Origin of the sequence: Aneurinibacillus uraniidurans (assembly GCF_028471905.1) — a bacterium.
Taxonomy (GTDB): Bacteria; Bacillota; Bacilli; order Aneurinibacillales; family Aneurinibacillaceae; genus Aneurinibacillus; species Aneurinibacillus uraniidurans.
Genome location: NZ_CP116902.1, coordinates 193,126 through 206,922, shown reverse-complemented (window position 1 = coordinate 206,922; position 13,797 = coordinate 193,126). Strand labels below are relative to the sequence as shown.

The 13,797-nt window shown below is 47.1% G+C and carries 13 protein-coding genes; 1 reads left to right on the top strand and 12 read right to left on the bottom strand.

What is annotated here, in order from left to right:
• Position 1: 1 nt before the first annotated feature.
• From prfA to PO771_RS01020, 3 genes are all read right to left on the bottom strand, one after another.
• On the bottom strand, positions 2 to 1,075 hold the full coding sequence (gene prfA / locus PO771_RS01030) for a peptide chain release factor 1 (RefSeq protein ID WP_272561468.1): 1,074 nt from the start codon (positions 1,073 to 1,075) through the stop codon (positions 2 to 4).
• 135 nt (positions 1,076 to 1,210) lie between these two features.
• Positions 1,211 to 1,411: a 50S ribosomal protein L31 gene (rpmE, locus tag PO771_RS01025; RefSeq protein WP_272561467.1), complete on the bottom strand. Its 201-nt coding sequence runs from the start codon at positions 1,409 to 1,411 to the stop codon at positions 1,211 to 1,213.
• 96 nt (positions 1,412 to 1,507) lie between these two features.
• On the bottom strand, positions 1,508 to 2,800 hold the full coding sequence (locus PO771_RS01020) for a radical SAM family protein (RefSeq protein WP_272561466.1): 1,293 nt from the start codon (positions 2,798 to 2,800) through the stop codon (positions 1,508 to 1,510).
• 165 nt (positions 2,801 to 2,965) lie between these two features.
• On the opposite strand from PO771_RS01020, the gene PO771_RS01015 reads away from it, so the two are divergent.
• Positions 2,966 to 4,330 carry a TrkH family potassium uptake protein gene (locus PO771_RS01015; RefSeq protein WP_272561465.1) on the top strand — a complete coding sequence of 455 codons (1,365 nt, stop codon included), beginning with the start codon at positions 2,966 to 2,968 and terminating at the stop codon, positions 4,328 to 4,330.
• A gap of 59 nt (positions 4,331 to 4,389) precedes the next feature.
• Here the strand turns inward: PO771_RS01015 and PO771_RS01010 are convergent, their stop codons facing one another.
• The 9 genes from PO771_RS01010 to rpoE all read right to left on the bottom strand — a co-directional run bounded on the left by PO771_RS01010 (position 4,390) and on the right by rpoE (position 13,312).
• The gene (locus PO771_RS01010; RefSeq protein WP_272561464.1) at positions 4,390 to 5,175 is read right to left on the bottom strand and encodes an undecaprenyl-diphosphate phosphatase; all 786 of its coding nucleotides are present in this window, start codon (positions 5,173 to 5,175) and stop codon (positions 4,390 to 4,392) included.
• Positions 5,176 to 5,248: 73 nt separating this feature from the next.
• Positions 5,249 to 6,523 (bottom strand): transcription termination factor Rho, encoded by a 1,275-nt coding sequence (gene rho / locus PO771_RS01005; protein ID WP_272561463.1) that lies wholly within the window; start codon positions 6,521 to 6,523, stop codon positions 5,249 to 5,251.
• Positions 6,524 to 6,556: 33 nt separating this feature from the next.
• On the bottom strand, positions 6,557 to 7,525 hold the full coding sequence (gene glpX, locus PO771_RS01000; RefSeq protein ID WP_272561462.1) for a class II fructose-bisphosphatase: 969 nt from the start codon (positions 7,523 to 7,525) through the stop codon (positions 6,557 to 6,559).
• 20 nt (positions 7,526 to 7,545) lie between these two features.
• Positions 7,546 to 8,814 carry a UDP-N-acetylglucosamine 1-carboxyvinyltransferase gene (locus tag PO771_RS00995; protein ID WP_272561461.1) on the bottom strand — a complete coding sequence of 423 codons (1,269 nt, stop codon included), beginning with the start codon at positions 8,812 to 8,814 and terminating at the stop codon, positions 7,546 to 7,548.
• 74 nt (positions 8,815 to 8,888) lie between these two features.
• Entirely contained in the window at positions 8,889 to 9,536 is a 648-nt protein-coding gene (gene fsa, locus PO771_RS00990; protein ID WP_272561460.1) for a fructose-6-phosphate aldolase, read from the bottom strand.
• 16 nt (positions 9,537 to 9,552) lie between these two features.
• On the bottom strand, positions 9,553 to 10,416 hold the full coding sequence (gene fba, locus PO771_RS00985; protein WP_272561459.1) for a class II fructose-1,6-bisphosphate aldolase: 864 nt from the start codon (positions 10,414 to 10,416) through the stop codon (positions 9,553 to 9,555).
• Positions 10,417 to 10,482: 66 nt separating this feature from the next.
• Positions 10,483 to 10,848, bottom strand: a complete 366-nt coding sequence (locus tag PO771_RS00980) for a response regulator (protein ID WP_272561458.1) — start codon at positions 10,846 to 10,848, stop codon at positions 10,483 to 10,485.
• A 153-nt stretch (positions 10,849 to 11,001) separates the two neighbouring features.
• Positions 11,002 to 12,603, bottom strand: coding sequence for a CTP synthase (locus PO771_RS00975; protein ID WP_272561457.1), 1,602 nt, complete (start codon positions 12,601 to 12,603; stop codon positions 11,002 to 11,004).
• 190 nt (positions 12,604 to 12,793) lie between these two features.
• Entirely contained in the window at positions 12,794 to 13,312 is a 519-nt protein-coding gene (rpoE, locus tag PO771_RS00970; RefSeq protein WP_272561456.1) for a DNA-directed RNA polymerase subunit delta, read from the bottom strand.
• Positions 13,313 to 13,797: the final 485 nt, after the last annotated feature.

Below are 13,797 nucleotides of genomic sequence, written 5' to 3'. Positions count from 1 at the left end.
GTTATGCACCTTCGGCATTACGCATGAGTTCTGCCTGCTCATGCAACACAAGTGCGTCGACAATTTCATCCATTTCACCGTTCAGAACTTGATCAAGCTTATGCAGCGTTAAGCCGATGCGATGGTCCGTTACACGGCTCTGTGGGAAGTTGTACGTGCGGATGCGCTCACTACGATCACCCGTACCAACAGCAGATTTACGTGCATCCGCATATTCTGCGAATGCCTCCTGCTGCATTTTATCATACAGACGAGCACGCAGAACTCGCATCGCCTTGTCTTTGTTCTTATGCTGGGATTTCTCATCCTGACACGTTACCACGATTCCAGTCGGAACGTGTGTTAAGCGCACGGCTGATTTGGTTGTATTAACACTCTGGCCGCCCGCGCCGCTGGAGCAGAACAGGTCAACACGAATATCGTTGTCGTTTACTTCTACTTCTACTTCCTCTGCTTCCGGCAGCACCGCTACCGTTGCAGTTGACGTATGAATCCGCCCACCCGACTCTGTTGTCGGAATGCGCTGCACACGGTGAGCGCCGCTTTCAAACTTAAGACGGCTGTAAGCACCTACACCATTCACAGAGAAGATAACTTCTTTAAAACCACCAATGTCTGTATAGTTTGCTTCTAGCAATTCGACTTTGAAGCGATGTTTTGCTGCATAACGAGTGTACATATTATACAGATCACCGGCGAACAGCGCCGCTTCATCACCGCCTGCCGCACCACGAATCTCGATAATTACGTTTTTATCGTCATTCGGGTCTTTCGGCAGCAGAAGAATATGAATTTCTTCTTCTAGCTTCTCTTTACGCTCGGTCAACTCACCAACTTCCATTTTGACCATTTCGCGCATTTCATCATCAAGCTTCTCTTCTAGCATGTCTTTCGCGTCTTGCAGCTGTTCACTTACTTCTTTATATTCACGGTATGCCTGTACCGTTGGTTCAATGTCAGATTGCTCCTTGGAATACTCCCGAAGTTTCTTCGGATCATTCATCACGTTCGGATCACAAAGCAAATGCGTTAAACGATCATAACGCTCTATTACTGATTCTAAACGTTGCAGCACGGTTGCTTCACCTCGATCTTTAAAAATAATCGTGCATTTGGGTAACATTACAATTATAAGGCAAGTGGATGAGGAGTGCAATATATCACAGCCCGATATAAAAACAGACAGGCACACGGCCTGTCTGTTTGAATATTACTTGATATTGTATTTCTTTTTGAAACGATCAACACGACCGCCGGCGTCAACAAATTTTTGTTTGCCAGTGTAGAACGGATGGCACTCGGAGCAAATCTCCACGCGCAGGTTCTCTTTCACTGAGCCGGTCTCGAATTCGTTACCGCAAGCGCAAGTAACCTTCGTTAACTTGTAATCAGGATGGATTCCCGGTCTCATTTCATTCACCTCTTTCTGCCCTGAATCTTGTACGAAACAGAGTTATCAAACACATATGAGAGCATTATAGCATGGCTATACTATCAATGCAAACAGTTATTGGGTTTTATTTTTAAGCTGTGCTAGCGTCTGGCGGCGGCGTTCCTGATAAGCAGCCGGCGGCACATGCGTATACGAACCAATAATCACATCCGGCAGCTCCGCCCGATAAATCTCCAGCGCCTGCTTCATGCCAAACACTTCGCCCTTCGCCTGCGGAATCATCGCTAAGTAGCTGTCCGGGTCAATATTCAAGTTGCGCATCTGAATCAAGCGAATACCAGAGCGGCGGATGAACTCAATCATCGCCTCCATCTCTTCTTCCCGGTCGAATACGCCTGGAAATACAAGATAGTTAATCGAGGTATATACCCCTTGACTGCTCGCATACGTGGCAGATTGCTCTACATTGGCTAGTGTGTAGCCACGCGGGCGATAATATGCGTTGTAATGTTCGTCAAGCGCACTAATTGTGCTGACCCGCATCAAGTCAAGCCCGGCATCGACAATAGCCCGAATATGATCGGTCAAGCCTGCGTTCGTGTTGATATTAATAAAGCCCATGTCTGTCTGCTCACGCACACGACGCATCGCTTTCGTAATAATCGCCGCTTGCGTAGACGGCTCTCCTTCACAGCCCTGACCAAAGCTAATAATCGACTCTGGTGTCTTCAGATGATGCATCATAACCTCTACAAGTTCATCCTCGGTCGGCTTAAAATTCATTCGTGTCTGCGGTGAGACGAAACCACTATCATCAGGCTGCTCCGAAATACAGCCGTAGCACCCCGCATTGCACGAGTATGACACCGGCAGCCCTGCTTCCCAGCGGTTAAAGAATGTATTCGATGCTGTCAGACAGCCATAGCCAAGCGTACAGTTGCTGAGATGGGTAAAAATTCGATTTTCCGGATACTGATTTACCGTATCTTTCACCAGTTTTTCCAGATCACAGCGCGGAAAGTTATCTGGGTTCCAGCGATATGGCTCATCACTTGCTTCCGCCGCGACAAAAAAAACACCGTCCCGCCAGACAACCGCTGTATACCCAAAGAGAGGAAGCTTATCTTCCTTATTTTCTTTCACATAACCGGGGAACATAAGGCGAGTATAGCCTTGTGGCATGAGTGCTCCGACCGCCTGATACTCCGTGAGACGCACCATTTCGCCTGTATTCGGGTCCATGCCAACGGGATGACAATTCGGCAGACTAACAAGCGTAGCTCCTTCTGGAAGCGGAATCAGTTCCTCTTCTAGTATTTCCATCAGAGAATCGCCGCTCCGCCCAAGCCCGATTAATTCTGAGTGGTCATATACTTGCCCTCGCTTGTCCGCATATACAAGGTACATAATCATAAGCTCCTTCGCATTTCATTCGCTAAACGTACAGGATAAATGTCCGAAACATTATACGCTACCGCACTCCTAAAAGTCAAAGATTGTACTCTTTTTCCGTTGTTCTATAATAGCTTGGAGGATGTTTTTATTTTATTTGGTAAAAGGAGGTGCAAATCTATGGAAGAACAACTATCACGACCGAAAAAACCGCTGTTTTCCTTATCGGCTATTAGCCCAGCACAATTATTTGTCGCAGGCTTTGGCGCCATTATTTTATTCGGAGCATTCTTACTTACACTGCCTGCCGCTACTGTAAATGGACAAGGACTTCCATTTATTGATGCGCTATTTACGGCGACATCTGCGACATGCGTAACCGGGCTGGTTGTTGTTGATACAGGCACGACCTTTACCACGTTTGGTCAACTGACCATTCTGGGGATGATTCAGATCGGCGGCCTCGGGTTTATGACTGTCGCTACCTTATTTACACTCATTCTTGGGCGTAAAATTTCATTCCGTCAGCGCCTTCTGATCCAAGAATCACTTAACCAGCTTTCAGTAGAAGGTGTCGTCAAACTCGTACGAAAGGTTTTGCTTTTCACCCTTGTGTTCGAATCAGCTGGGGCACTTATTCTGACTCTTCACTGGGCAGGTGAGATGGGCTGGTCGCAGGCGATTTATTTCGGCATCTTCCATTCCGTATCCAACTTCAATAATGCTGGATTTGATGTGGTCGGTGGTTTTCGAAGCTTAACTCCGTATGTAAGCGATCCGATTGTAAACTTTGTTATTATTACCTTAATTCTTGTAGGCGGGATCGGGTTTGTTGTCATTGCTGAGCTGATCGACTACCGCACCCGACGCAAGCTTTCCATGCATACAAAAGTTGTCCTATCAATGAGTGCCTTTCTCACTGTGTTTGGTGCCATTCTTATCTTCGCTTTCGAATTTACCAATCCAAAAACACTCGCCCCACTCGATTGGTCAGGGAAGTTCTGGGGGGCACTCTTCCAATCAGTCTGTACACGGACAGATGGCGCAAATACGCTTTCGATTGGAGACATGCATCAGTCCAGCCTCTTTCTTATGGTCATTCTCATGTTCATCGGGGCATCCCCTGGTTCAACCGGGGGCGGGATCAAGACGACTACATTTGCTACTCTGCTTGCCGCTGTCTGGGCAATGGTCCGCAGCCAGGGAGATATCGTATTCTTCAAACAGCGCGTTCATGAGAGCAAAGTATACAAAGCCCTTACCATCGCTTTTGCTGCACTCACACTGGTCATACTCGTTACAATGATTCTTTGTATTACAGAAAAAGCGAACTTCCTGGTGATTCTATTCGAGACTACATCGGCATTTGGTACAGTCGGGCTATCAGCAGGATTAACCCCGCACTTGACCGAATTCGGTAAAATCTTGATTTCCTTCATGATGTTTGCAGGACGTGTTGGTCCACTTACGGTTGCATTCGCCTTAAACTGGGATCGCAAGAAAAAACATTTCCGTTATTCCGAAGGCAAAATTATTATCGGCTAATCGAAAAAAGCTGACTGTCCCATAAAAAGACAGTCAGCTTTTTCATATCCGTTCATTTTTTAAAAAACCCCACTCGCCTGCGCCCCGATAATGAACAGGCCAAGTATCCATACATAAATGGCAAACCACTTTAAAGAACCACGCTTTAACAGGCCAATCATCCACCTGACGGCCACATAACCAGCCAGCCCGGAAAAAATTGCCCCCAATAAAAGCGGCATAAGACCAATCGATTCCCGCACCTCGCCCGTAAAAAGCTTAGCACCTTGCAGCACTACACCGCCACCAATCGCCGGAATCGATAGAAGAAAAGAAAACCGCGCTGCTGTATCTCGATTCAGCCCCCGAAAAAAGGAAGCCGCAATCGTCAAGCCAGAGCGTGATAAGGCTGGCATAATCGCCGCCGCTTGAAAACAACCAATAAAAAGGGCATCGCCATATGTTAAATCAAGCAATTTCCGTCGCCCCTGATCCCTCCAGCGGTCAGCTATCCACAATATGAATCCAGTCAGCAGGAATTCATATCCAACCGTTACACCCGTGCGGGAGATTTCCTCAAAAAAATCAGCCAGCAAAAAACCAATTCCGGCTGCCGGAATCGTCCCGACCAAAAGCAGTCCCGTTATCCTCGAAAAGGGCCGCCGCACAATCTCCAGCACATCGTCTCCATATACAGCCAGTACCGCAAACAGTGTGCCGATATGCAGCATCGTATCAAGAAACAGCCCCGCTTCATCTAGTCCGAACAAATGCCGTCCCAGATACAGATGTCCGGTGCTGCTGATCGGCAGAAACTCCGTAATCCCCTGAATGATACCGAGAAGAATGGCCTGCCAGTCATTCATGTCCTTCTCCCCTTTTTAGACCATCCTATGCCCGGACAGGCTAGAATAGTCGTCTAAAGGGAAGGTTATCCGATTACCGCGTTCGTGTTACGGTCTTTTTCGTTGCTTCTAGCTCAATTGAATCGAGGAATTCCTGATTCGTCTTGCTTTCGTTTAAGCGTTTAATGAATGCTTCCGTGAATTCATTGTTATCATGAATTGATTTACGCAGCGCCCAGACTTTCGCCAGATCGTCTTTCGTGAACAGAAGTTCTTCCCGGCGCGTACCGGAACGGCGAATATCGATAGCGGGATACACGCGGCGTTCCGCTAACTTGCGATCAAGATGAAGCTCCATGTTTCCAGTTCCTTTGAATTCCTCATAAATCACGTCATCCATCCGTGAGCCCGTTTCAATCAACGCTGTCGCTAGAATGGTCAGACTGCCGCCTTCTTCCACATTACGAGCAGCACCGAAAAAACGTTTCGGGCGATGGAACGCAGCCGGGTCAATACCGCCGGAGAGCGTACGACCGCTTGCAGGCACCGTCACATTGTATGCACGTGCCAGGCGTGTAATACTGTCAAGCAGAATCACAACATCCTTTTTATGCTCAACAAGACGCATCGCACGTTCTAGTACGAGTTCGGCTACTTTAATATGATTTTCCGGCAGCTCATCGAAAGTAGAGCTGACGACTTCTCCTTTAACAGAGCGCTGCATATCCGTTACTTCCTCCGGGCGCTCATCAATTAACAACACAATCAACTCAACATGAGGATGATTCGTAGCAATGCTATTCGCAATCTCTTTTAGCAGCATTGTTTTCCCTGCTTTTGGCGGGGCTACAATCAGCCCACGCTGTCCAAAACCAACAGGCGCGATCAAATCAATCACACGGGTCGACACACGTTCTGGCGACGTTTCAAGCACCATATTCCGCTGTGGATACAGCGCCGTCAACGCCGGAAAATGCGGGCGCTCCGGCGATGTTTCCGGCGGTTCACCGTTGACGGCCTCTACATGCAGCAAGCCAAAGTAACGTTCATTTTCTTTCGGTGGACGTACCTTACCGGATACTTTATCTCCCGTACGAAGGTCAAAGCGGCGAATCTGGGAGGCTGAGATATAGATATCTTCCGCACTTGGAAGATAATTCACCGGACGGAGAAATCCAAATCCGTCCGAATGCGTCTCTAGTACCCCTTCCATAAACATGTGTCCCTGACGCTCTGCCTGCGCATGCAGGATAGCAAAGATCAACTCGCGTTTTTTCATCGTTCCGTAATACGGAATCTGAAACTCTTTTGCAAGCTTATACAAGTCGGTCAGTTTCTTTTCTTCCAGTTGCGCTAAATTCATTTCCATATCGTGCACAAACACCACGCTTTTCTTTTGAAATTAGTCTTTCATCACAAACTCAGGTTTTCTCTCAAGGCGATGCTGACCTTCGATGAAGCGCACCGTACCTGATTTCGCACGCATAACGAGCGATTGTGTCGTCGCTTTCGTTCCGCTAAAGCGAACGCCCTTAATTAATTCTCCATCCGTTACACCCGTTGCTGCAAAAATGCAGTCGTCCCCTTTTACGAGGTCTTCGAGTAGAAGTACCTGGCGTGGGTCTGCAAGTCCCATCTTCTTGCAGCGTGCAAGCTCTTCTTCATTGCCTGGCACAAGACGTCCCTGGAAGTCTCCTCCCATACATTTAAGCGCAACCGCAGCGATTACGCCTTCTGGAGCGCCACCGATACCGAACAGAATGTCCACGCCTGTATGTTCAAACGCTGTGTTAATCGCCCCCGCTACATCTCCGTCTGAGATCAGCTTAATACGAGCGCCAGCTTCCCGAATTTCATGAATGATTTTTGCATGACGTTCCCGATCCATTACGCATGCTACCAGGTCGCTAATATCTTTCCCTTTTGCTCTGGCTACTGCACGCAGATTGTCGATGATCGGAGCGTCAATATCAATTTTCCCTGCTGCTTCTGGACCTACTGCGATTTTGTCCATGTACATATCCGGAGCATGTAACAAATTACCACGGTCTGCTACCGCCAATACTGTCATCGCGTTCCACGTACCTTTGGCCACAATATTCGTGCCTTCAAGTGGGTCAACAGCAATGTCTACTTCTGGACCGCCGCCCTGACCAAGCTTCTCCCCGATGTAGAGCATCGGAGCTTCATCCATTTCGCCTTCCCCGATTACAACCGTTCCTTGCATTGGAACCGTATCAAAGACCGCACGCATCGCACTTGTAGCTGCGCCATCCGCTTCATCTTTCTGACCGCGTCCCATCCAGCGGGCTGACGCAAGCGCCGCCGCTTCTGTTACCCGTACTAATTCCATTGTCAAACTGCGTTCCATTGTATGTCATCTCCTGTTTCTTATTGCGCACTTTGTATATGTTGTTCGCGCCACATCTCGGCTCCGAGACTTCTTAATTTCTCTTCCAGATTAGAATACCCACGATCAATATGGGTCAGACCGCTAATTTCCGTTACATCTTCCGCCATCAACCCTGCAATTACAAGAGCCGCACCAGCACGTAAATCGGTTGCCGTTACACGCGCCCCATACAGAGGAGTTGGCCCCTCAATAACAGCCGAGCGCCCTTCTACTTTAATTTTAGCTCCCATGTTAAGTAGATGATCGACATGCTTAAAGCGGGCTTGATAAATATTATCGGTCACAATGCTTGCCCCTTGGGCTGCTGTGAGCAAGGCTGTAATTGGCTGCTGAAGATCGGTTGGAAATCCTGGATACGGAAGGGTTTTGATATCAACCCCTATATAATCACCGCCACCCCGCACGCGAATCGCATCGCCCTCTTCTTCGATCTCCACTTTCATCTCCCTTAATTTGGCTGTAAGAGATTCAAGATGGCGAGGAATAATATTGTCGATTACGACATCCCCTCTCGTCGCAGCCGCCGCAATCATGTATGTGCCCGCTTCAATCCGATCCGGGATAATCGAATGCCTGCAACCGTGCAGCTCCTGACACCCATCAATCCGAATTACATCTGTGCCAGCACCTTTGATGCTTGCTCCCATGGCATTCAGCAGTGTTGCCACATCGATAATTTCTGGTTCTTTCGCTGCATTCTCAATGACGGTACGCCCTTTTGCCCGGCAGGCAGCTAGCATAATATTGATCGTAGCCCCTACACTGACAACGTCTAGATAGACACGTGTACCAACCATGTTCTTTCCTTCAAGGTGTAGGGACCCGCGCTCGTGAGACAATACGGTTCCGAGTGCTTCAAACCCTTTGATATGTTGATCAATTGGACGAGGACCAAGGTTACATCCGCCAGGCATTCCGATTGTTGCCTCGCCAAATCGGCCAAGCAGCGCACCCATCAAATAGTAGGAAGCTCGCAGCTCTTTAATCTTACCATTCGGCATCGGTTTCGCCACCATTTTGGAAGAATCAATGCGCAGCATATCGTTATCACGGACTACTGTCGCCCCTAAATCTTCCAAAATCTCCGTATAAATCTGTACGTCACTAATGTCTGGCACATTATCTAGCACAACTTCGGCACCGGCGAGAATAGCAGCGGGAATGAGCGCAACCGCACTGTTTTTCGCTCCGCTAATCTGCACACGCCCTCGAAGCTTGTGCCCGCCTCGAATGAACAGCTTTTCCACAGGTTGATTCTCCTTACTCAATGGGAAAAAGCACCTTTCGTGATAAAAAATCAAAAAGGTGCTTTTTTCCTGTATTATTTTTGCTGCGCTTTTTCCCAGTCTGCAAGAAAACGTTCAATTCCGTGGTCTGTTAACGGGTGTTTCACCATTTGTTTGAAGGTTGCGTACGGAATGGTTGCAATATCAGCCCCAAGCTTCGCGCATTCCACAACATGAATCGGATGGCGAACGCTTGCTGCGATGATCTCTGTATCAATATCATGAACGGTAAAAATATCAGAGATGTCAGAGATCAATTGCAAACCATCATGTGAAATATCATCGAGGCGGCCAAGGAACGGAGAAACGTATGTCGCGCCCGCACGTGCCGCAAGAAGCGCCTGTGTCGCCGAGAAAACAAGCGTCACATTCGTTTTGATTTTTTTCTTTGTGAAATATTTAACGGCTTTTAAGCCTTCCACTGTCATCGGAACTTTAATGACGATATTTTTGGAGAGCGAGGAAAGTTTCTCACCCTCTTCAATCATCCCGTCCGCTTCAAGACTAATGACTTCCGCACTGATCGGTCCATCAATAATATCAATGATCTCTTTCAGTGTTTCCTCGAAGTCACGGCCTTCCTTGGCAACCAGTGACGGATTTGTCGTCACACCTGCCAGTACGCCCCACTCGTTTACTTCACGAATCTCATTTACGTTTGCCGTATCGATAAAAAATCTCATAAGTACGCTCCTTCTTTTAGGCCTGGTTACTGCTGCCGAATTCGCGAATCTTTGCTTTTACTGTTTCCTTAATCGTATCGCGTGCTGGTGCGAGATATTTACGCGGATCGTATAGATCTGGTTTTTCTTCCAGAACTTTGCGCACAGTCGCAGAAGCTGCGATCTGATTTTCTGTATTTACGTTAATTTTGGCTGTACCAAGCGAAATCGCACGCTTGATATCATCCGTTGGAATTCCTGTACCACCGTGCAGAACGAGCGGAATACCTGTCAGATTCATAACCTCTTCCATACGTCCAAAACCGAGGTTCGGCTTGCCTTTATATGGACCATGTACAGAACCGAGTGCTGGCGCAAAGCAATCTACACCTGTCTCACGTACGAGTTGATCACACTCAGACGGCACAGCATACATCGCTTCTGCATCATCCACTACCAGGTCATCCTCCTGTCCACCAATACGGCCCAGTTCCGCTTCTACGGAAACCCCAAGTGCATGAGCTACATCAACTACACGCTTCGTGAGTGCGATGTTCTCTTCAAGCGGATAATGTGATCCATCAATCATAACGGATGTAAATCCGGCATGGATCGCTTCCATACATTTTTCGAAAGAAGAACCATGGTCAAGATGAATAGCAACCGGAACAGTAATGTTGTACTCTTCCATTAGTGCTTCCACCATCACAACAACCAGCTTGAAGCCGCCCATATAGCGCGCTGCTCCTTCACTTACTCCAAGGATGACAGGTGCATTCTCTTCCTGTGCAGCCTGCAAAATTGCCTGTGTAAACTCCAGGTTATTCAGGTTAAATTGACCGACCGCATATTTTCCGAGTACGGCCTTCTTTAACATATCTGTCATCGAAACTAATGGCATATGTAAAGTCCTCCTTGTTTTATCGCACATTCCTTGCAAACATTGTTATTATAGCACAATGCCGGTTTAGCATGCGAGTTGGTTATTTACCGCTGTTCGCAACTCGTCAATGTCAAACGGCTTCGTAAAGTGTGTAAGCGCACCCAATTGAGTGGCCTCTTTAATCATATCTAACTCGCCATACGCTGTCATCATGATGACTTTTGTATCCGGGGCGATTTTTTTAATTTCTTTTAGAATTTCCAGACCATCCATGCCCGGTATTTTCATATCAAGAATGACCAGGTCCGGTGCTTCATCTACAACGATCTCCAGCGCTTGCTTCCCGTTCGCGGCCTGAAATGTTTGATAACCCTCTTTGCCAAACACCTCAAACAGCAGCACGCGAATTCCATACTGATCATCAACAATCAGCACTTTTTTATCTTCCACGCTATCTCCCCCTTCATTCTTGCCAGATCTAGACAACCCTACACATCCAGCACATGTTTGACCTTATACATTCGATACTTCCCTACAAAATCCTTTTTTTTGTAAGCAAAGAAAAGGGACAGGCATATAAGCCTGTCCCTCCTCTAATAACCATTACTTTTTCAATTGCAAAGCCGCACCAACAAAGTCACGGAACAGCGGCTGTGGACGATTCGGACGGGAAGCAAATTCCGGGTGGAACTGACCGGCTACGAACCACGGATGATCCGGAATTTCCACGATTTCAACCAATCGACCGTCTGGGGATGTACCACTCACGCGCAGACCTGCCTTCTGAAGCTGTTCTCTGTACTCGTTGTTAAACTCATAGCGATGGCGATGGCGTTCATATACGAGATCTTCACCGTACGCAGCATGTGCAGCACTGTCTTTCTCAACTTTGCACGGATATAAGCCCAGACGCATTGTACCACCGAGATTCTCGATATCTTTCTGATCCGGCAGAATGTCGATAACTGGATGCGGTGTAGCTGGATTGATCTCCGAGCTATTCGCATCTTGCAAGCCTGCCACATGACGTGCAAACTCAATCACCGCTACCTGCATGCCCAGGCAAATGCCGAAGAACGGAATCTTGTTCTCACGCGCATATTTGGTTGCAATAATTTTACCTTCTACACCACGGTCACCGAAGCCACCTGGGATGAGAATTCCATCTACATGGCCCAGCATGTCCGCAACATTATGCTCATACACTTCTTCGGCGTCAACCCATTCGATTTTAATGTCTGTATCGTTCTCATAACCTGCATGGTACAGCGCTTCTGCGATACTGATGTACGCGTCATGCAGCGCTACATATTTACCAACCATCGCGATCGTTGTAGTATGAGACAGGTTTTTAACTTTATTCAGAAGCTTCATCCAGTCTGTCATGTCCGCTTCTGGACATGTGAGATTGAGGTGATTACATACATAATCGTCAAGACCTTGATCCTTCAGCATAAGCGGAACTTCATACAGAGAATCTGCATCGATACATTCCACAACCGCTTTTGGATCAATATCACAGAATAACGCAAGCTTATCTTTCATATCCTGCGAGATTGACTGCTCAGTACGACAGACAATTACGTTTGGCTGAATACCTAAGCTGCGCAGTTCTTTTACGCTATGCTGAGTCGGCTTTGTTTTCAGCTCGCCTGCTGCTTTCAGATATGGCATGAGTGTACAGTGAATGTACATCACATTATCACGGCCTACATCGCTTTTAATCTGGCGAATGGCTTCTAGGAACGGCAAGCTTTCGATATCGCCTACTGTACCGCCAATCTCTGTAATGACCACGTCCACATTCGCTTCACGTCCCGCACGGAAAACACGCTCTTTGATTTCGTTTGTGATATGCGGAATAACTTGAACGGTACCACCGAGGTAATCACCACGGCGCTCTTTTGTGATAACGGAAGAATAGATTTTACCTGTTGTCACGTTACTGTTGGAATTCAAGTTAATGTCAATAAAACGCTCATAGTGTCCAAGGTCAAGGTCTGTTTCCGCTCCGTCTTCTGTTACGAATACTTCACCGTGCTGATACGGACTCATTGTACCTGGGTCCACGTTGATATACGGGTCAAACTTCTGAATTGTCACCTGAAGTCCACGGTTTTTCAAAAGGCGACCGAGTGATGCCGCTGTAATCCCTTTGCCAAGCGAAGATACAACTCCACCTGTTACGAATATATACTTTGCCATACAAGTAACCCCTCTTTCTTTGCCCATTCAATACTTTTCCACAAAACTACCTCTAGTATGAAAAACATCTACAAAAACAAAAAAACAAAAGCACTCCCCAGCCGAGCACGTCGGAAGGGCACTTTTGTTTTTCGTGACTAACGTATTCGTCAACTTTTAAAGCCCAAAAAGTATTTTATCTTTCCCAATCTTACATGTCAAGATCTTCGTCGTCATCGTCATCAGTATCTGCTTCATCGTCATCTTCATCGCTGAACTCTTCGTCTGACTCATCTTCGTCATCGAAATCAGCGTCCAGATCTTCATCATCATCACTGACATTTGTTATGAGGTCGTCTTCCTCAACCTCATCATACTCTTCATCCAGGTCTTCATCATCGTCGTCGAAGTCATCCAGCAGATACTTCCCACGGAAGCCACCTTCTGCTGACTCTTCTTGCGTTTCAACGAGGTACCAGCGCTTCAGACCCCACATGTTTTCGCCGAGACAAATGAAGCGTCCATCCAGATTGATTTCTGTGTACACCTGCGCAATGATATCCATAGCCTCTTCTTGAGACATACCTTTCATCTCAACAAGTTCATTAAACAGTTCGCGATAATTTGTTGGTTTTTTCGTTTGTGTAAGAAGACGATAGGCAAGGTCGACCATCGCTATTTCTTTTAATTGTTCTGCTTCAAGGTTTAACGCATTACTCACCCGGAGCACTTCCCTTCTTGGCATATATTTCGAACAGCGGCTGTCTGTGACATGCACGCATAGTATCCCTAGTATTCAGCATTCCTTATTTTATACAATTTAGACCCTAAAAAGCAAGTGGACGAGACAGAGCTTGTTGCAAAGTGAGGAATATTTGTTTTCACTGCGTGTTGTCTTTCTCTCAATGAAGCGTAAACTGTCCGCTCCACAAGACTGTCGGGCTGCCTTGCAAAACATCTGGGTAGCTCAATGAGGGAGACAATTGCAGGCTTTTACGCCCGTCAGTCTTGCTCCGCTGAGTTAGGAAAGACAAACCTTCGTTCAAACAAATATTCCTCCTTGTACAAACTCTCTTCCTCGCCATACTTTTTAAAATGATGAAAACCTTAAAACAACAAAGCCAAGCTCACGCAGTTGCTGCGTGAGCTTAGCCTTCCAAAACTATCGGGATGTGGGAGTGGAAAAGCTCGTGCCTTTCTTTTCGTCGCCCAGCG